The organism is Tumebacillus lacus (assembly GCF_026410385.1).
GTDB lineage: Bacteria > Bacillota > Bacilli > Tumebacillales > Tumebacillaceae > Tumebacillus > Tumebacillus lacus.
This window is the reverse complement of record NZ_JAPMLT010000002.1, coordinates 1-19557: the sequence shown is the minus strand read 5'-3', so window position 1 is coordinate 19557 and position 19557 is coordinate 1. Positions and strand designations below refer to the sequence as shown.

General features: G+C 47.0%; 19 protein-coding genes. 11 read left to right on the top strand and 8 right to left on the bottom strand.

The window, feature by feature from the left end:
• The first annotated feature begins 274 nt into the window (after positions 1 to 274).
• The 3 genes from OS242_RS04435 (at position 275) to OS242_RS04425 (ending at position 4531) form a co-directional block, all read left to right on the top strand.
• Positions 275 to 1837, top strand: coding sequence for a ParB N-terminal domain-containing protein (locus OS242_RS04435; RefSeq protein WP_267150449.1), 1563 nt, complete (start codon positions 275 to 277; stop codon positions 1835 to 1837).
• 4 nt (positions 1838 to 1841) lie between these two features.
• A complete protein-coding gene (locus OS242_RS04430) occupies positions 1842 to 2693 on the top strand; it encodes an HNH endonuclease (protein ID WP_267150448.1) in 852 nt (283 codons plus the stop codon).
• Positions 2694 to 2797: 104 nt separating this feature from the next.
• Positions 2798 to 4531 (top strand): DUF262 domain-containing protein, encoded by a 1734-nt coding sequence (locus OS242_RS04425; protein WP_267150447.1) that lies wholly within the window; start codon positions 2798 to 2800, stop codon positions 4529 to 4531.
• 26 nt (positions 4532 to 4557) lie between these two features.
• Here OS242_RS04425 and OS242_RS04420 read toward each other — a convergent pair whose 3' ends face one another.
• From OS242_RS04420 to dndB, 5 genes are read right to left on the bottom strand one after another with little or no spacing between them, the layout of a single operon-like run.
• Positions 4558 to 5691 (bottom strand): cysteine desulfurase family protein, encoded by a 1134-nt coding sequence (locus OS242_RS04420; RefSeq protein WP_267150446.1) that lies wholly within the window; start codon positions 5689 to 5691, stop codon positions 4558 to 4560.
• 12 nt (positions 5692 to 5703) lie between these two features.
• Positions 5704 to 6075 carry a DNA sulfur modification protein DndE gene (dndE, locus tag OS242_RS04415; protein WP_267150445.1) on the bottom strand — a complete coding sequence of 124 codons (372 nt, stop codon included), beginning with the start codon at positions 6073 to 6075 and terminating at the stop codon, positions 5704 to 5706.
• Complete coding sequence (gene dndD / locus OS242_RS04410; protein ID WP_267150444.1) at positions 6072 to 8069, bottom strand: DNA sulfur modification protein DndD; 1998 nt, start codon at positions 8067 to 8069, stop codon at positions 6072 to 6074. The genes dndE and dndD overlap by 4 nt, the downstream gene beginning before the upstream one ends.
• Entirely contained in the window at positions 8066 to 9454 is a 1389-nt protein-coding gene (gene dndC, locus OS242_RS04405) for a DNA phosphorothioation system sulfurtransferase DndC (RefSeq protein WP_267150972.1), read from the bottom strand. Before dndC ends, dndD begins: the two co-directional genes overlap by 4 nt.
• Positions 9429 to 10553, bottom strand: coding sequence for a DNA sulfur modification protein DndB (gene dndB, locus OS242_RS04400; RefSeq protein ID WP_323372904.1), 1125 nt, complete (start codon positions 10551 to 10553; stop codon positions 9429 to 9431). The genes dndC and dndB overlap by 26 nt, the downstream gene beginning before the upstream one ends.
• A 118-nt stretch (positions 10554 to 10671) precedes the next feature.
• Between dndB and OS242_RS04395 the strand changes: the two genes are divergently transcribed.
• The 6 genes from OS242_RS04395 to OS242_RS04370 all read left to right on the top strand — a co-directional run bounded on the left by OS242_RS04395 (position 10672) and on the right by OS242_RS04370 (position 16299).
• Complete coding sequence (locus OS242_RS04395) at positions 10672 to 12654, top strand: restriction endonuclease-like protein (protein ID WP_267150443.1); 1983 nt, start codon at positions 10672 to 10674, stop codon at positions 12652 to 12654.
• 70 nt (positions 12655 to 12724) lie between these two features.
• On the top strand, positions 12725 to 14137 hold the full coding sequence (locus OS242_RS04390) for a WXG100 family type VII secretion target (protein ID WP_267150442.1): 1413 nt from the start codon (positions 12725 to 12727) through the stop codon (positions 14135 to 14137).
• Between the two features lie 17 nt (positions 14138 to 14154).
• Positions 14155 to 14469, top strand: coding sequence for a hypothetical protein (locus tag OS242_RS04385; protein WP_267150441.1), 315 nt, complete (start codon positions 14155 to 14157; stop codon positions 14467 to 14469).
• A 13-nt stretch (positions 14470 to 14482) separates the two neighbouring features.
• On the top strand, positions 14483 to 15232 hold the full coding sequence (locus tag OS242_RS04380) for an enhanced serine sensitivity protein SseB C-terminal domain-containing protein (protein ID WP_267150440.1): 750 nt from the start codon (positions 14483 to 14485) through the stop codon (positions 15230 to 15232).
• Positions 15233 to 15697: 465 nt separating this feature from the next.
• The gene (locus OS242_RS04375; RefSeq protein ID WP_267150439.1) at positions 15698 to 16027 is read left to right on the top strand and encodes a hypothetical protein; all 330 of its coding nucleotides are present in this window, start codon (positions 15698 to 15700) and stop codon (positions 16025 to 16027) included.
• A 20-nt stretch (positions 16028 to 16047) separates the two neighbouring features.
• Positions 16048 to 16299 carry a hypothetical protein gene (locus tag OS242_RS04370; protein WP_267150438.1) on the top strand — a complete coding sequence of 84 codons (252 nt, stop codon included), beginning with the start codon at positions 16048 to 16050 and terminating at the stop codon, positions 16297 to 16299.
• A 76-nt stretch (positions 16300 to 16375) separates the two neighbouring features.
• Here the strand turns inward: OS242_RS04370 and OS242_RS04365 are convergent, their stop codons facing one another.
• The gene (locus OS242_RS04365) at positions 16376 to 16654 is read right to left on the bottom strand and encodes a hypothetical protein (RefSeq protein ID WP_267150437.1); all 279 of its coding nucleotides are present in this window, start codon (positions 16652 to 16654) and stop codon (positions 16376 to 16378) included.
• Between the two features lie 115 nt (positions 16655 to 16769).
• Between OS242_RS04365 and OS242_RS04360 the strand changes: the two genes are divergently transcribed.
• Positions 16770 to 17099 (top strand): hypothetical protein, encoded by a 330-nt coding sequence (locus tag OS242_RS04360; RefSeq protein ID WP_267150436.1) that lies wholly within the window; start codon positions 16770 to 16772, stop codon positions 17097 to 17099.
• 79 nt (positions 17100 to 17178) lie between these two features.
• A complete protein-coding gene (locus OS242_RS04355) occupies positions 17179 to 17364 on the top strand; it encodes a hypothetical protein (protein WP_267150435.1) in 186 nt (61 codons plus the stop codon).
• A 225-nt stretch (positions 17365 to 17589) separates the two neighbouring features.
• Here the strand turns inward: OS242_RS04355 and OS242_RS04350 are convergent, their stop codons facing one another.
• Both OS242_RS04350 and OS242_RS04345 read right to left on the bottom strand, forming a co-directional pair.
• Positions 17590 to 17958 (bottom strand): Imm3 family immunity protein, encoded by a 369-nt coding sequence (locus tag OS242_RS04350; protein ID WP_267150434.1) that lies wholly within the window; start codon positions 17956 to 17958, stop codon positions 17590 to 17592.
• A gap of 15 nt (positions 17959 to 17973) precedes the next feature.
• Positions 17974 to 19557 (bottom strand): deaminase domain-containing protein (locus tag OS242_RS04345; RefSeq protein ID WP_323372903.1); only part of this gene is annotated, 1584 nt, incomplete at its 5' end.

Sequence of the window (19557 nt, the reverse complement as noted above, 5' to 3'; positions counted from 1 at the left end):
ATGAGAAAAGTGGTAGTCACATTTATGATCACGATTCTGTATATAGGATTTATCACCACTCAAACGGCATATGCTCAGGAAATGGGGCCTGGCCCTCATTTGATTTCGTATATTCCATAAATGAGTACTCATACCATCGATGACAGGCAAAAAGGATTTACGACGTTGTGATGTTTTTGGAGGTGAGCATTCCATTACCCTCCAAATGTTTACTATTAAATAAGGAAGAGTATAATATGAACTGATTGTCTAAAAAAGAAAGGAGTATATTATTGTGCGGATTAATTCCTATGATGCGATTTTTTTTAAACAGCCGGGAAATAACAATCTTATTCTAGCAACTTTTGTGGTGGGGGTATCTGATCTTGTAAACTGGGCTGGTGTACCAAGAAAGAAGTATAGCGATACTGAGAAAATACTGTTCCAAAGACCGATTGATGACTCTAGATTAGATAAAATCAAATCACATTATTCTAGTTGTGTCACGCCAAACTCTTTGTTAGTGACATTCAAAGAAGGATCTATAACAAATCTAGGTGAAATTCAAGACGGTTTATTAGCTCAAAACACATATTTTGGACAATTGCAGGTTCGGGTTAGTGATGTTGATCGGAATATTGTTCAAGACATTGACAGTGTCATCGAATCTTTAAATATTAGGCTTGGAAATAATCCTCATGAGGAAATAGATGAGGAGTCGGAAATTGAACTAACCGATACTGATGAGGAGTTAATTGTTGATTATAAGTCCTACTTGAGTGATACTCTTACTTTTCTGAGGGAGTTCCGAGCCAGAATTGAAACTGGAGGGGAAGTTTCAGAGCAGGAGAGAGAGGAGATAGAGACATTTTGCGAAGACTACCTTAAGCCTGCATTTTTAGTGGATGGACAGCATCGTACCCATGGTGCATTACGTAAAATTTATGATGAGTACGCAAATGGAAATGCGGGATATGAAATTTTAATGCCAATCAGCGCAGTAATCAATGCGGATTGGAAGGAGTCAGTGTTTCAGTTTGTTATAATAAACCAAACTTCGCAGAAAATAGATAATAAGTTTTTAAGTTCGATTATTTCTACATCCTTGACAGATGATGAATTGGTGAGCTTTCGAAACCAATTAGAGAGATCTGGAGCACCTGTTACAGAAGCTCTAATAGTCAATAAATTAAATTCATCAATGGTCGAAGTGGATGGAGTTCAAATTAATCCGTTTTATAATAATATCGAGCATCGTGTCCCTGGAGAATCTGAGACCGCAATTCGATATACTACAGTAACATCGTTAGTCCGACGTCTTCGAGAGTTTAAAGGTACCACTTCAGCTGCATTTGGCAGGCCATACGAAACCTATAGAAACCTCGTCTTAAATGAATTTGGATTAAGTGAAGAGGCTTGGCAACATGACAGTTGGTTCAAATTCTTTGTATACCTATGGCATCTGATCGAGGAAGCATTCACTAGCGATGAAGAGTTGAAGTACTTACCACTAAAAGTTGATGATAATGGTAATAGAGAAAATGGAACACACCTAAGTCTCAAAGTTTCGATGCTGTTTATTCAAGATCACTTTATTAACTATATAAACAATTCCTATAGTCTTCTGAAACAAATTCCCGGCCACGAAATAACCTTTGTAAATGGGGATGTAGATTACTCTGCCTTGAGAAGTGTTTTTAAGCAGTGGATACACCAGCATGGGAAGGGTCATGACTTCTTTGAGTCACCTTGGAAAGGACTCTCCAAATTTAGAAGAGAGCCAGACAAGTACGAGGCGATTAATGCTGCGTTCGGCACTGTACAATCAAAACGGCACGGGCTATTCAGCGGGAGGTAAACATATGCTTCCGTTTAGTATTGAAGAAATAATGAGTGCATTTCCAAAAGCTCCTGATGGGGGCTTTTTATCTTCTTTCGAAGAGGAGTTCAAGGACTTCATGTTAAAGAGACTAATTGCGACATATATCCCAAACCGCCTTCCAACCACTGATGTAGTAAGATTGAGTAAATACATTAAATGTTTAGTGGGGGAAGTTCAGGGGAGTGAGTTAGCGAATAATCAGCAGTTCATTTCGTATCTTGTTGTTCAATCTATTAATTATCACAATAGAGATCGAAAGATTGACAGGATTGAGCACAATAATTTCTGTAATTCTTGTAGTGTTAGTTTTTCAACTGGACATATCGGTCTCGAACGCAATAATATAATGGATGTGCTTAATCCTGGAACATACTTTTCGAATATAGATAAAAATAATGATATTCAAATAGACCATATTTCCCCGATAAGTAAATTAGGGACTGGTTCTGCTGGAAATCTTCAAGTACTTTGTTTTGTTTGTAATTCTGGAAAGTCAGATCTATTTGCATCAGTTGATAAGATGAATACATTCAGTGAAAGAGTAGAAATAGAGAGATATAATGAGTTTGTGGAGTCTGAGAGGAACTACGTTACTGGATCAACCAAGGCAGACAAGAATTTTTTTCCTTTCAGGTTGTTTTATAGAGTATTGAATAGGGATAGATCGTGCGTATTATGCAAAGGGGAAAATGTTAGCAGTCTAACGATCATGCCTGTCCAAAAGAAAACATTATATACTTATGATAATCTACTCACCGTCTGTTACTCCTGTCTAGAGGAGAATGACCCCGTAAGGGAAGTTCGCTTTGTAAGGAGCACAAGTACGGAATAGAAGTGTAATTAAGTAGTATGTCAGACAAAAGATATTCATGTTACAGGACGGAAATCTGCTATACTTAGAAAGTATACATATCTAATGCTTGAGGAGACAAACAAGTGAAAATTTCTGCAAATGGTAAAGATTTGGTTAGAATACTAACTGAAAAAGTCACTTATGAAATCCCCGACTATCAACGCCCGTATTCATGGACCAAAAATGAGTTAACTGATCTTTTTAATGACCTCGAAGCAACTATTCTCACTGAGTCAAATCACTATTTTGGTGCATTTGTGTTCAACGAGGAGCGGAAGAAATCTGACGATGCAATTGAAGTAATCGATGGCCAGCAGCGGTTGACAACAGTGGCCATTTTCCTCTATGTGCTTCGAGGGCTCTACCAAGAGCCCAGATTTAGAGATCTGGAAGGTGTAGAGCATCGGAGAAATAAGTTAAAAGAATATCTCGAATTTCTAGATGACGATGGTCAGACTGTTGGATCTAAGTTTAAGTTAGGTGAAGTTAACCGAAACTTCTTTGAGCAATATGTCGTCAACGGTTGGAATAAGGATGCTGGATTCCGGCGTGAGATCGTAGATCGCTTCAAGCGGGGAAATGAGTATAACTCCTCGAAATCGATCAAAGATGCATTCGATAACATCTACTCTCGCATTAACGAATACATTGCTGATGCCAATGATGACACAGTTGCATTAGGGCGAATCAAAAAGTTACAAGATGTGTTGTTGACTAAGTTTGAAGTAGTTGAGATTGTCGTGGAACAGGATGCGGATGCATTCCTTATCTTCGAAACGTTGAATGATCGTGGTCTTGAGTTGTCCTCAGTGGATCTGATCAAGAACAGATTGTTCAAGTTTTGTGCAAATAGCCCAGACTTTAACGAAGTTAAAGACAAGTGGCTGGATATGATTCGCAGACTGGACAGCACAGTCGTAAAGAAATACCTGCGTCATTATTGGATCGCAAATTATGGACATACCTCTCACCAAAGTCTTTTTAAGTCTGTACGTGAAGTCGCGACCAGTTATGAAACATCCAAGGCGTTGATCTCGGATCTCTACCATATGGCACCTTACTATGGAATCCTAGAGAACCCGCATACATTAAATCCGGGACCGCTGAGAGTGGTTTTAGAAGAGATCAAATCGTTGAACTTCGATCTGACTCACCCGATTCTGCTGGCTGCTTTTAAGCGTTTCTCGGATGACGAAGATAAAATCTACAAAGTTGCAAGGTTGTGCTTAAACTTTATGATTCGATTCATAACGGTTATGCGAGAGAAACCGGCAACGATAGAAAAAGAAATTAGCGATTTCGCAAGAAGCCTCGGTCTTGGAATTAGTGCACTGGCAGAGAAGTTCCTTTCGAATGCGGGGGATAGTGAGTTTAAGGCGAAGTTTATGTCGCTTATCGTCAATGAGACGACATACCCCACTTACTTTATCCTTACTGAATTTGAAAGAGTTGTGCACGCTGAAAGATGGATTGCTCCCGGCCGCACTTACGTTACGGTAGAGCATATTCTCCCTCAAACAGTGGACTTCACAAAGATTGAAGAGGGGGAGTGGGGGGCTCTCTTCACGAAGGAACAGCATGACATGTACTTGAATCGACTTGGGAACTTAACGCTGCTTGGACCATCTGCCCAAGGGAAGGCCGGGAATAAAAAGTTCGCAGAGAAGAGACGAGTATATGAGCAGCATACGGACATGATCATGACTGCCCAACTGGCGAATTACGATAAGTGGACAGTAGATGAGATTGATGAACGTCAGGCAGAAATGGCAGCTCGCGCAGTGGATATCTTCACGCTGGATATCTCGAAATTATAAAAAGAAGGCGGCTCAGCCCGCCTTCTTTATTTTTTGAGTTCGATCAAAAACTGATCGATCTCTTCTATTGTGTTGAGTTTCGATAAGGAAATACGAACCGAGGAACGAATCCCATCTACGTTGATTCCCATACTAGAGAGAACATGTGAGGGTTTTCCAGAACTACATGCCGATCCTGTTGACAAGGCAACATGGTCCGAAAGTTTTTTCAGCAAAAGTTCGTTGTTGACGCTTTCGAATCGAACATTTACAATGCCGGGTATCTTGGCTTCGACATCTGAGTTGAATTGTATGGAAGAAGCAAATGCTTCACTCAGTCGGCTCATCAGATAACCTTCGAGTTGAGACATTTTCAGTTGGGACTCTTTCAGGTCGCGATAAGCAATTTCGGCAGCCTTGCCAAACCCTACGATATTGTGGACACTTAATGTTCCACTTCGATACCCACCCTCTTGTTCTCCACCGTGGAGCAAGGGGGTCATTTTGGTTTTGAAGCCTAAGCGGTGTTTCTTGATCGCCGTTGCCCCAATACCTTTTGGTCCGTGGAGTTTATGAGAAGAGCAGGATAAAAAGTTGATCCCTAATGCGGTCATATCGACTTGGATCTTTCCGAGTACCTGGGTGGCATCTGTGTGCAGAAAGATTTGATGCTCATTGCACAGTTTGGCAATCGACTCTAGGTCGTTGAGAGATCCGACTTCATTGTTGCCCCAGATGACACTAACCAAGATCGGTTTTGACGGTGTATCTAAGACGATTCGAGAAAGTTGATCAAGATCAGCGCGAGCGAAACGATCCACATCTAAGTAGGTGACTCGATAGCCCTTGGTTTCAAGGTATTTCGCGGTCTCAAGGATGGAGGGATGTTCCGTCTTCGTGGTCACGATGTGATTGCCCTTGGATGAGTATTGGTCGGCAACACCTTTCAAGACCATATTGTTACTTTCAGTTGCCCCACTGGTAAAGATGACTTCCTCCGGTTGACATCCGAGAAGTCGGGCTACATGATCGCGGGATTCTTCGACTGCATCTCTTGCTTTGTTTGCCTGAGTGTAATACTTGCTAGAGGGGTTCCCGTAGATCTCGAAAAGATATGGCCACATCGCATCCCGAACTTCGGGATGGATGGGCGTAGTGGCGCTGTTGTCAAAGTAGATCATGACGGCACCTCCTTAGACTTTAGCCAGCAGGTTCGTGATCATCTTTTCATAGTTGCCCGCGTAGTTGTACTCGTTTGCTAACAAACGCACTCCACGTTCGAGGTGTGCATTGAAAAGATCCGGGAAGTACTCGTCATCGCTGATCTCACGTTTTGCATGTTGTGTGATCAAGGCTTTGAATACATAGTCGTACTGTCCGGTGAGGGTGTTTCGATTGAACTCGATACCGCTCACATCTTTGACCAGTTGACTGACAGGCTGCTCGTCTCTTAACGACAAACTGACTGCAAACCGGACCAACAAGTTGGGGGTTAAGCCCGTAGAACTTTGAAGAGTTTTCAACTGTTCTGCGGTTTTCTTGGATGTTCTTAGACGGAAGTTCATTGGGCTGTCACCTCCCGAGGATCAAACATGAAGTAGTGATGACCTACTTCTACCGTTGATTTTTTGGTGTTGAAATCGATCGTGTAGGATTTAGCCACAGTAGGATAGATTTCTTTGTACAACTCTTCGTTGATTTCAGAGTCCGTGGACAAGATGATGACCTGATCTCCGCATTGCGGAATTAGGTGTTTAATCAAACTCTTCCTATGCGATTGATCAAGGCGACCGAGCAGTGTATCAAATACGAAAGGAATACGTTTATGAGAGCACTTCACCATTGCCCACACTGTTGCCAACAGGAGGATTTGTTTCTCACCTGCGGAGAGAACATGCTTGTTAATCTCCTCGTTTGACGAATTGTACAATTTTAGGTGGAAGGTTTCTGGATCAAGAGAAATCTTGTAGATGAATAGCTCTTTTCTAAACAAAGCTTGCAACATCTTCGTGGTTTCCCACTCTACTTGTTGCAATTTTTTCTTGAGCTGGATATCGCGGAAGGCACGGCTGACATCTAATACACGATTCGATATGGCAAAGACGTTTTCTGCTTTTTTCGCACGAACGATCTTTTGTTTCAATGCATCATACTCATGCTCTTTTTGGGTGATTTCTTCTGTAAGATCACCGAGAGTTATTTGGTGCTGCTCCATTGTGAGTTGCATGGATTCGATCTCATTTCGAAGGTCATGCATCGTATCCATGAGTTTCTTCAGATCTGTTGCAGAATCGTTCTCGTCAATCTGTTTACGAATCTTTTGAACGGTGGTGAGCATTTCAGCATTCTTCTTGTAGTTATCGAGTATTTCGTTTTTGCTGAACTTCTTTACCTGTTCGAGCAGGCTTTCCACCTCTGCCCTCTGTTGAGAAGAGGCGTGGTGAAACATGTCAGAGGTATCAGAAGATAGAAGATCAAGGATGCCCCTATAGATCTGTTCGGATGCAGATTCCTTGGAGTCTTGAGTCGTGATCTTTAGAGATTCTAGCAGACCTTGAACATCATGGGCTGAAATCATGTTTTGAACGTTGTTTCGAACATCTAGTACAGACTCTGATTTCAATTGTTCGGCTGTTTTTTCTACGAGACCACGTACCAAAACAAATGGCAAGATCGAGGTTATTGCATCTTTGGTTCGCTCCATCATTGCACCGCGTTGCTTTTCAAGATGACTCATCTCGGACAGCAGAGCATCTCGCTTTTCTTTCACCAAACCACCGTGGACTTCAAACTGTTTCGAGAGATCGGTCAATAGCGCTTTCTTGTCCTCTGTTTCGACTTCCAAAGTCACCTGTTTATCAAGGAGTCCTTTCTGTCTTTGGCGCAAATCCTCCAAGGTTTGTCCAACCTCGTGCAATTGTTTCTCTTCGGTTGTTAAGCTACCGTAGATCGAATCCTGACGCAGCAGACTGTTAATATCGGTTTCTAGGTTTTCGAAGAGGTCGAGATTGAACATAACTTTTGCCGTGTCCTTCAAGTAAGCCGGGAGAGTTTCATCAGAGATGATTTGGGTGATCCGCTCACCATCGAAAAGACAGAACTCGAAGAGTTGCGGAGGTGTTTCTTCTCGCAACTTGGTTTGGAAAATCTCCATCTCTTTTTCAGACATGAATGCTCCATTTTTTTGTATGTTCAGGTTTTCGCGGATCGATTTCTTGCTGCGATCCCAACTTCTTTTGATGGTGTACTGTACACGCTGGAAGTTCTCAACGAGTTCAATGTCGAGCATGATCTGGTAGTTTCTTTCCTGATTCTTCTTCGCGATCGTGTTAAGTTTCGCATCGATTTTTTCGTAGTACGACGAAGTGTCCGTTTTATATCCGAACGAGAGCGGTCCAAACAACGCAAGGCGGAATCCTTCGAGAATGGTTGTCTTACCTGAACCGTTTTGTCCACCGAACAAGACGACATTCTTATCTTGATACTTGGTTGTGAGATTGAAGTCGTAGCTTCCGTAGAACGCGCCGATATTGGTTAGTCTTAATCTTGTGAACTTCATTCTTTGTACCCTTCAACTTTCCCGTAGTGTAGCCAGTCTTGGTTTAGGATTCTTTCAAACTCTTGGAAGAGTCCTCGACGCACTTTGTAGCCGCTGTATTTCTTCTCGATATTGATCAATCTTTTGATCAGTTGAATATCGACATCGAACTCTTTGCAGAGAGTTTCAAGATCGGTCATTTGATCGTCTTCGAAGAGAGAACGATCATCGTATTCCCAATCCAGATCCTCTCCCATCACTTCGCGGTAGATTTGAGGTACGGAGTCCTCCCAGTCACCGTTATCGCTCCAGATCTTACGAATGACCCGAAGTTCTTCCTCCAAGATCAGTGTGTAGTTTGGATCGTAAGGGTTTTGAACTTCTTTTTGAACTTCAAGCAGGCGGCGCAAAATCATCTTTCTGGCTTCCAGCGTGAACGGACCGAGGCCGAGTTTCCGATCTTCGTCTTGGCCGACGAAGTAGATGGTGCCATCGATGCGATGTTTTTGCCGGTATTCACGAACGTCTCGAATATCGGACAACCAGTTTCTGAATTCGAGGAGGGGGATCAACCATTCTTCGCCGTTTTCAATGAAACCGATCAGGGCTTTATCCTGTACGACCACCGTACACACCCAGCAACCAAAGCGGCTGTTCCCGCAGGAACCGGCACTCTCTTTGATCTCTTTGTCGACGATCAACGGGCACTCACCACTCTGAGAGTTCTGATAAAGTGCCATCAGTTCGTGATTGTCGTTACCCCAGGGAGACGGTTCGTTCAGCAGGTAGCTCCAAACATCATCCAGTGTGAAATCGCGAATTGGAGCGTAGACATATGCGTTATTTAATGTAGAGTGACGCATGAGTGTCTTTCCTTCTACCGTGTGGGAGCTCATAACTTGAGCACGTGTAGCACTCTCATCATCGCGAACGCCGAGTACCATGATAACTTCCCCGTACTCGGATACCCTGTCTAAAATGAATTTGTTCGCCGGGTCAATCTTCATCCGGTCTGTGCACCAACGAAATTTTTGACGGGGAGATGGATATCCTTTGCCGATCAAGGAGGCCCAGAACGTTTTCTCTGCATCTGGTCGTACTTTATGTGTTTCAAAGGGCATGCCGAGTTCGAGTGCTTTTTCTTGTATTCGCTTTAGAGTGAGACTAATCGAAGAGATAATCAAAGGTGTTTCTACGAGAGTATCGGAAGAGATGACATAGACCTTTTTCGTGAGCTTTTCTTTCGGAAGTTCGGACAAAGCGTGAAAAACCAACTGCACGATAACGGTCGAGTCTTTCCCGCCGCTGTACCCGACTACCCAAGGTCGCGAGTCTTCGAGGTACATATCTTGGATCTGTTTGATCCGATCTGCTATTTTCTTACGATCTAACAAGTCGAGCATCATCGGTTTCACCTACTTTTATCTTTTCTTCTGCTGCGAGTTCTTGCTCAAACAGCGGCAGTCCCAATTTGATCTTAATCAGATTGGCAGTCAACTGAATGGTGTCTTTATTCTTGTTGATTCGACCGCTCGGGCTGTACGCACGTCCCATCCAGTCGGACGTATTACTACGGCTCCAATCAACTCCTGAGAGTGTACGAATGTACTCGTTCCAGTCGGTAGGATGATTGTGGAACAGGTAGTTTGCGACGAGGCCGATTGCTTCTAAGAAAACACCGTGAGTGTTGATGAAGTTGGTTCTGACTTCTGTCGGGGTGAGTTCTTTTTTGAAGACCTGTTGCCACTCAGTCATGGAGTTGCATAGTTGTTCCCAAAAATCTTTGAGGAACTGTTTCTCTTGATCCGAAATAAACTCGCCTTTTTTCTTGTTGAGGATGCGGGAGTTCGCACGGTGGATACTGCTAAGGGCAAATAGTTTTGCGGACATCTTTGGAAGTGATTGTTTTTCCCGATCTGTGTACCGGTCGAGCAACGGGATCGACGAGACGATCTCTTTGGTCAGCGTTGCAAGTTGATCTCTGTGGTCATACAAGATACCCAGCGAAGAAGTGGTATTGACAGCATGCCGGTTCAAATCCGCAAAGATTTGCTGACTCTTGACCAAGCCTACATCCCGGAAGAAGACAACGGATATCGTCTCATTTCCCATGTCAGGTTGGGTTCTCAAGGCTTCTTCGATTGCAGCACGACGATGCTGACCATCATTTATTAGGAAACGAGAGTCCAGTGATACGGAAAGTTTACCGATATCCTTGAACTGCGGCTCGATGGAAAAGGGAGTGAATGAGACATCGCCATCAATAGACGCGGTCAGGGATGAGAACACATAGTCACCTGGATTGTCTAAGATGTAGTTTGCAATGTCAGGGATTCTAGAGCGATTCAAAGTCCGTTGCGCACGGTGTTCCGGTGCGATTTCTTCTTCATCAAATAAAAAAATCTTCGGAATCAGCCGAAGCGGGCACATCACCACATAGTAGTCTTCGCCTGCCTGTACGCCTCGGATGGCCGGGAAGTTATAGCTGAACGTTGCATCCATCATTAGCAACTCCTCTTTTTACGTACGTAGTTTGCAAGTCTAATATTAGTCTTTCGTAGAATGCTAGTCAATGCAGTTACATGAATTAATACCGATTAATAGGTGATCTCGATGACATGCGGTGCACCAAAAGGGCGAGACGGTGCTGGAGGTGCGGCTGGAGGTCTTTCCGTCAAAGCTCGATTATCAAAAGGACTACCGGGAGATCCTGCGGGACGTGAATGAGCAGGTGCACAATCTCGCGTTCGATTTCCTGCGCCGCACGTACCAGATGACGGGGTTGAAAGAGACGTCGTCGCAGAGTCTGACGGAGTTTTTCTCGATCCTGCGGGCGATCTTTGACGATCTGGTCCGAGCGGTGGAGCGGATCGAGAAGATGCCACATCATCGGCTCGTGCGGGAGGATCGGGTGACGGTGGCGGATCGGGTCAAGCGGGCGGGACGGGACAATGTGTCCTATCTCGCCAAGCGACCGCATCTGCTCGTACAGGATGACCGGCACGGCGTGATCGAGATCGCGGGGCAGGGGTATCGCCCGACGCATCTGATCGAGTCGCGTCGGCGGGTCGATACGGACACGGTGGAAAATCGATTTTTGCGATGGGCGTTGCTGCGGATCGACGCGAAGTTGAAGCGGATGAAGCAGCACCTGCTCTCGGGCCGGAAGCGGTGGCGGCGTGGGGATGCCGAGCAACAGGACCGCGTGGCGCGCATCGAGCGGATGCAGGGGCATCTGGCGCGGCTGCTCCGGGCTGATTTTCTGCAAGGGGTCGGCGAGATGCGGCAGATGTCGGTGACGCTGGTGTTGCAGATGGCACCGGGGTATCGGGAGGTGTACCGGCTCTATCTGATGCTGCTCAAAGGCTTGGAGTTGCAGGGGGATCTGTTTCGGCTGTCGTTGAAGGATGTGGCGCAGTTGTATGAGTACTGGTGCTTCCTGAAACTGCACAGTCTGCTGGCGAAAAAGTATCGGCTGGTGAGTCAGGATCTGATCCGGGTGGATCGCGGCGGACTGTTTGTGACGCTGGATCAGCGGAAGGCGGCGAAGGTCGAATATGCACATCCGCGGACGGGGGAGCGGTTTACGCTGGCTTTCAATCCGAAGATGACCGGATCGCCGACGGTCGGACAGCGGCCGGACCATGTGTTGCGGCTGCAAAAGCAGGACTCCGATGTGGCGTACAGCTATGTATTTGACGCGAAGTATCGGATCGATCCGGCGGAGGCGGGGTCAGCGTATGCCGAGCAGTATCGCGGGCCTGGGCCGCAGGAGGGCGATATCAATACGATGCACCGCTACCGGGATGCGATCGTGCATGCGGAGGATGGCGACGGGGCGTATGCGCGGACGATGTTTGGGGCGTATGTGCTGTTTCCGTATGGGGAGGAAGAGCGGTATCGGGAGCATCCGTTTTACCGGAGCATCGCCAAGGTCAACGTGGGCGCGTTGCCGTTTCTGCCGGGGGCGACGACGCTGGTGGAGGCGTTTTTGGACGAGCTGATCCTCGACTCCCCGGAGAAGGCGTTTGAGCGGACGACGTTGCCGGCAGGGTCTGGGGCTTATTTTGCAGAGCAGCTCGGCGGGCTGGATGTGTTGATCGGGTCGGTGCGCAGCCGGGAGCAGCTCGCGGTCAGTCTGGAGCGGAATTTTTATCACATGCCGCTGAAGAATGTGACGAAGCAGGAGGGTCTGACGGAGCTGCGCCGGATCGGGATCTATCAGCACCGCGATGCGTTTGGCAAGGATGCCGGTATCCGGTATACGGGGCGGATCAAGAGTTGGACGGTGGTGCCCCGCTCGCTGATCACGGAGATCCCGGCCAGATCGGGGACGGAGAGCCTGTTGTATGTGCGGTTCGAGATCGAGGCGTGGGAAGAGCGAAGCCGAGTGATCGTGCCGGGGGGACATGGGGTGCAGCGGTGTCTGCTCACCTCGTCATACCTGCTGGACCGAGCCGGGCAGGTCGCCGAACTGCGGCTGTCGGAGGACGCACATGTCGCCATCTGGCGCGAACAACGCCGCAAAGGTCGCGTGCGCGTGACGTGGGATCGCGAGCACGTGGACGAGGCGGTGCGGCTGGTGGAGATCGTGGGGGAGGGGTAGGGCTTTTTCTCAAAGTTCAGATACCGTATACTGGAAATCATAGAGACGACTGGAGTGGAGGAGACGCTGAATGAGTGTGCAGGCAGATCCACAAAAATTGAAATACGGAGCCAATCGTTTTGCAGCGGGTTCGCAGGAGTTGCGAAGCAAGGGAAGGCGATTGGAGGAGATCACTCAGAATGCCTTGAGCGGGCAGTATGGGTGGACAGGCCAAGGAGCACAGGCGTTTGAACAGATCGGTGAGCAATTGCGCCGTGAAATGGATCAGGCGAGCGAGGTGTTGCAAAGAGCGGCTTCAGTGATGCAGATGTTCGGGTATCGGATGGAGCAGGTCAATCAACTTCGAGAGCAAGCGGAGAGGTTGGAGCGGCAATTGTGGCACATTGATACGTCGACACCGGAGGGGCGGCATGAAGCAAGTGACTTGCGGCACAGGATGCATGATCTGCAAAATCGTGCGGAGTATGAGGCGCGTGTCGCTGATCAACAGGCCGCGCGAGGTTTTGATGAATTGGCAGAGTCGCCCTTTTTGCGAAACTTTGCCGATCCTTCTTGGTGGGATCGCTTTGTCGGCGGCGTGAAGGAAGGGGCCGGTGTGGTCGGCAGTTTCTTCAAGGGCGTGGGCGATGCGGTTGTGGATACGGCGGAGGGTCTTTGGGATGTGGTGACGCATCCGATTCAAACTATTGAGAACCTTGCCGCTGCGCTTTCTCATCCGGTGGAGACGGGGAAGGCGATCTGGAAAGCGATCTGCGATTCGTGGGAACAGGATGTCGTCAATGGCGATGCGAATACGAGGGCGCGTTGGTTTGGCAATGCGGTCGGGCAGATCGCGCTGTCCTTGGTCGGCACCAAAGGGGCTGACAAAGCGGTCAAAGCAGTGAAGGCTTCCGGAGTGGTACAGAAGGGTGCGTCGATGTTCAAAGGAGCGACAGTCGTCGAGGAAACGGTCACCGTGTCAAAGGGGGCATCTGTTGCCAAGGCAGCCGGTCAGGTCTCGGATGAGATGTCTCATGCGGCGAGGGTGGCTGGCAAGGCGGACGATGCGGCCGATTTCGGGAAGTACGCGACGGCGATTGATGAGAAGGTGGAAGTGATCGGACAGGTGGAAGTCAAGCAGTGGCTGAAAGACACTTTTCTCGACGGCGAATACCGGACGGTCGTTACAAAGGAAGACATCTATGTCTACCGCACGTTTGGCTGGGAGGCAGAGGCAAAGGGTTCGTTTACGACGACGGCGCCTGCAGCTAACCGTATTCAGGTCAAGATCGATTTGGCGCTCTTACCAGAATGGAAGAATTCCCGAATGTATGAAGCGACGATTCATGTCCCAAAAGGAACGCAACTACAAATCGGCAAGGTTGCACCTCAGGTGATTGAAGATACAGGTACTATATTAACGGGTGGTATCGACCAAATCGTGTTGCCTCAAAACTTCCCGATGGAATGGATACAAAAAATAAGAGTTGTGCCAAGTCGATGAGTGTGGGAGGAGTTTTTTTGAGCACTGAAATAAAAAATCAATTGTTGCTACAGCTAAAAAAAGGGATCACGATGCTGGAGGAATATATCCGTATCGAGCCGGACGGTACTTTGGAGGACGTATTGAAAAGGTACCGGAAAGCGGAGGAACGAATCCAGACAAAAGCGATCTCGGAATTGACCCGCCTTGATCTTCCGGTTTCGAACATTATGCGTATGGTGGCTGATGGAAGCAGTGGTGCGATTCACGGATGGGACGATCCGATTTTTGACGTTTTGAGTGAGGTCAGCAGTTTAGTTGAGCAATTGTTGAAGGAAGCGGAACGAAAGTAGGAGGGGGATACCGATGTTTTGGAAAAAAGAGAAGTCAAAGACCGATCTGTTGGTGGAATTGCTGGTAGAAGGTAAGCAAGACCCGCTGAAGCGTCCGGCCTTTTATCAGTTGCTGTGGGAATCGGATCTGTATGTGACGGGGCGTGTGGAAGGGGAGGAGTTGTTGCTGTCCTTCTTCGATATAGAAGGGCGCAAGACGTTGCCGCTTTTTTCCTCGATGGAGCTGATGGAGCGGGTGATCCCGGAGGGGCAACCCTACGTGGTGTTGGAAGGGCAGCATCTGTTTCCGAGCGTGCCTGCTGATGTGACGGCGATCCTGAATCCGGCGACCAACGTCGGGAAGGAGTTTTTGCCCGATGAGATCGAGGCATTGTGCACGGGCGTTTTGTTCCAAGATTTGCAACCGCAACCCTTGTCTGCTGGGCAGAAAGTGGCTATCGGACAGCCCGCCGAATACCCGGAGGCGCTGGTGCAGGCGTTGAGCGCCTATTTTAAGCGCAGCGGATCTGTGGAAAAGGCGTATCTCGCTCAGGTTTATCTTCCAGATCAAGACGAGCCGCCGCATCCGGTGGTGGGGATCGAGTTGAAGGCAGGCAGCGCACCTTTTCTAAGTGCTCTGCCCGAACTGGATCAAGTGGTTCGAGCGGCGATTGGCGAGGAGGCATTGGTCGATTTTTTTGAGATTCGTCAGGATCAGCCGAACGGTGTTGCTTCTTATATGGTGGAGGAAACAAAACCTTTTTATATGTGGGAGACGAAGTAGTAGGGAAAGAGCCGAGTCGGGGGACTCGGCTCTTTCGGTTGGTGGCAATGTGATATAGGCTTGCGGATCTGATGGCACCGTGATTCGAGTGTCCGAGCGAGTGATTCAGTCCAATGAGGAGATCCTGTCCTATTTCGAGGGGTTGGGTACTGCTATAGTTAAAGACATTGGTAGCATTTCCACGAACACTGCGAACTTAAGGGCTTGGGCAGAAAAGAATGGTTGGGTGAGACAAGATACTGCTGGTGGTGTCGAGCAATGGGGAGTAAAGAACGCCGATGGAACGTTTAGTTGGAGGCTGAAGTTGAAGCCCGAAGCTAGTACAAGGGAAGGACTAGGAGCAGGGAGTAATCAACCTCGATTCGATGCTAGACTAGACGATAAGGGAACATATATCAATCCGTTTACAGGAGAAACGGGCGGTAGGAGTGTTGGAACTCATATTCCATTAGGGGAGTGAAGTGTATGAAGAGGGAAAGGTTATTGGAAATATTAACAGACCCAACAGCGTCAGATGCAGAAAAAGATGACGCAGTGATTGAACTAGGAGAGAACTTCCAAGATGCTGAGACTGTGGATATTTTAATTAAAGTTTCAAACGATAATAACTGCGATGAGATGATTAAGGCAAGTTGTGGGGAGTCTATAGGTCAAATTTGGCTTTCAACACAGCAGATAAGTTATGACAAGTTAACTTATCTAAACGGTATTGCTTTGACAGAGGTGCTTTCCTTAATCAAAACGCAACGCCCCGATTGGTACGAAACATATTTGGAGATGTTCCCTCAATCATAGCTGCCAGAGGAGGAGTAATTTTGGCTGCGTATGTACTGTTACTTAAAGAATATGAAAGCGATGAATCTGTGATCTACAAATTTGGACCCAATGAAAATGTAATGGGGAAAATCGAGTTAAACAAAATAACCAGAAAATTTTCTGAGTTAGAAGGTATACCTGACCCAAGTCTGCCATCAAAGTTCTATTTTGACAGAGCGGCACAGAGGTTGGCAGTTTGTCTAGTTCGAGAAGGTGGGATTTTTCCAGAACGAACGGCGTTTGAGTCTTAGTAGGGTCTTTGTAGGAGGGAAAGAGCCGTGTCGCGGGACTCGGCTCTTTTTTGTGTGGGTGTGGGGGCGGTGGGGATCAGAGTGATTCTGTGTCTTGGGTGGTGTCTTGGGCGGATTCTTTGGTCGCTTTCTGTTCGTGGTTCGCCATCTCAGCATAGATCAGGTACCCGATGCCGACGAGGAGGGCGAGTACATTCCATGTGGTGTAGCCGCCTCCGATGATGTCTTTGAGGGTCTGAGCGAACCATTCGTGGGTGCTAGGGTTATCGCTTAGAAGCGCGGCGGTGATGTAGCGGCCGCAGTAGAGCATGGCGGCGATGAAGAGAAAGGTGAGGCCGGTGATACGGTGGGCCATGATAATCCTCCTGATGAGTGTTTTTACCATATTATACCGTTCTTTTTAAATCATGACTGCTCTGGCAGATGCATATCATCTAGTAAATCGAGATCTGCGAGAGGGAGGATCAGTCATGACGTATGTACGGGCTTCAGAACATCTGGCGTCGATTGCGGCGAGATTTGGGGTGCCGGTGTTGGCGGTGATGCAGCCGAACAATTTCTTTGACCCGAGGCGGTTCGAAGTGCGCCCGATCACCCCGCAACGGCTGGTACCGCCGGTGGGGGCGGTGCATCGCTCCCACGCGACGGGGAATCACCTGCGGGAGTTGCAACAGGTGAAGGAGCAACTGGCCCGGCTGGAGCGCACGCTGACCCTCCAACACACGGTCCACCTCCACACCCGGCAGATCGCAGAACTGGAACGGCGGGTGCGGGAGTTGGAGCGGATGTTGGGGAAGTGAATCGACGTACTCGGTTGGTGGCAATGTGATAGGCTTGCCCCTGTATGATCATACAAAAAGCGGCGGAGGTGATCATGTAATGGCTGATGTAGATGCCAAGATCGAGCAGGATTACAAAGTGGGCGAGGGCCCGAAGGCTCTGTCTGAGAAATACGGCGTGCCAGTCAACACGAACACACCAAAAAAAGGGATACACGCGAATCCGTGTATCCCTTTTGTATTACTTCAGGCCGAGGCTAGTAGTGATCGATTCGAGCACATCTGATGCTGCGGGGGTTCAAGCTTTGTTAGCGGCGCATAAGGTGCATGTTCGTGAGTATTTGATGTGCTGGCGAGCTTTCACGACCAAATCTAGCAAACCGTAGTCGAGCGCCGGATGTCCGTCACGTCAACAGCTACATGGCCAGCGCGCTGCGTGAAGCGTCTGGTTTCCCGAAATAAAACCAAGCCCTCGGCTCAGGCCGGGGGCTTTTTGATTCATATACGTCGGTTAATATTTCTCGATATCATTGTCGTGGATAACTTCGATAGTAACTAGTTCTTTCTTTAACAAAGTAACATCATTACCCAGGCGGGTGATTTCCTCATTCGTTAATTCGCCTTGAAGCTCATTGGGTTCGAATGTGTCTATTACTTTCAGAATCTCTTCAAGGTATGTATCCGGGATTTTGCCGTAGTCAAGGCATAGTTTTCCAAGTGTCGTGTGGAAAATCAAGCTTTCTGCTTTGCCTTCTTCAATGACATTGTCAAACTCGTAGAAACAGACTGCAGCTGCAACCAATCCATTTCGTCCACTATTGATAGTATTAAGAAATCTATACTTTACTGCTTCATGTAATTCGTCAAACTCCCACTCCATCATAACGCCCCCGTGTTATTGATTATTTTCAGTTCGTTTAAACAGTGGTTTTTCAACACTGTTATATAGAATCTCAACGTCTACATTTTTGTACTTGTCTTTGAACTGTTGAATGATGATCGAACAACTGTCGCATGGCTTTCTATCAGTATACAATTTTATAGAACCCGATGCAGTTGTTTTTTCGCCAAGTTGTAAAGCGATTTCGTTTAAAATTTTATATTCGGTATCCCGATCCCTGAGATAATTTTTCCCCAGTCTATCAGGGGTTTCGATGGCAATAAATGTCGCTGGATCAGGTTTTAATGTTATTCCAATGAGGCTGTCATAACCTCTCTCTCCGATTTCATTGATACCACTGTGGGCGAAGAATTCGTCCTTTATATTTTCTATGCTGACCTGTGCGTAGCCGAAGTTTCCTGATCGTTTTAAATCGCTTGGAAGTTGCTGTCTTAGAGAAATCACACGATCATAGATATGTGAGTCTGCTACTGGACTGATTGTACGAATTGAAATGGAATCACTTATCGTATAGGAGTTTGAAAGGTCCGTCTGATCTTCGACTTTATCGACTTTATTAGAGGTGGTATTTTTTACTGGGTCTTGATCCGTATCTACGAGTCGTAATCCATCGTCTAATGATTTTTCTACCCTCGCGAGTCGTCCTAATCCTTCCGTTCCAAAGAATTCAATTAGTACGCCGAGGCCCGTACCAACTGCTTTCATTCGTGTGTACGAAGTTCCATTCACCAAGTCTCGTTCCCAATAAACTTTTAGGTCATATGGGATACCTTTCAGTTCTTTGACAATGGTCTCCTTGGTTTCATTGGGGTGTGAAACTGCTTTGAAAATCGCAGAGGCTCGCTCAAAAGTCTCTCCGGGGTGAGATAGCATGTAGCTTGGAGTTTGCTTAGCTAATACCTCCAACGTCTCGTACACATACTTACCAAGACCTTCAAGTAACCCTAAGAATGCCCCGAATGCTCCTCCTTCCTGAGCCTCTAAATATTTCTCCTCGAAGAAATCTGTTACATCTCCGTATGCTTCTTCAACCTCATCACGAATCTCACGAGCCTTATCCTGAACGTTGCTCCAAAAATCACCGAAAAAGTCGGCCATTTTATCCGGTACCGATGCTGCATCACCAAAATGCAGACGATTGGTCATAGCGGAAATTCCTTCGAAAGCATTTTCAGCGGCTTTATTGGAGTTATTCTCCAGATAATCTGCATTCCGATCAAAGTCATTCATGCGATAACGAAGAGATGCAATTTGATCTCGAATGGCGTCTTTTCTGATCTCATCGGCGCCCCAAAGTTCTGATTGTAGAGAGTGGATACGATTTTCCAGTTGCATAGCTTGTTGACGAAGTTGGTTGACTTGATCTAGTTGGGATGCGAGGCTAGAAAGGACGCTTGCAACATTTTGAAATGCTTCACTTGATACATTTATATCTTCGCTTATACGTTTGGTGTTGCGGCCGATGCTAAATGCCCAAAAGCTGACGCTATTGCCTGTCCAAAGATTGACGGATATAATGACCACCGTACATATCCTAGAAAAGGAAAAGGACGCCTCTGAATGATGTGCCACTGTATC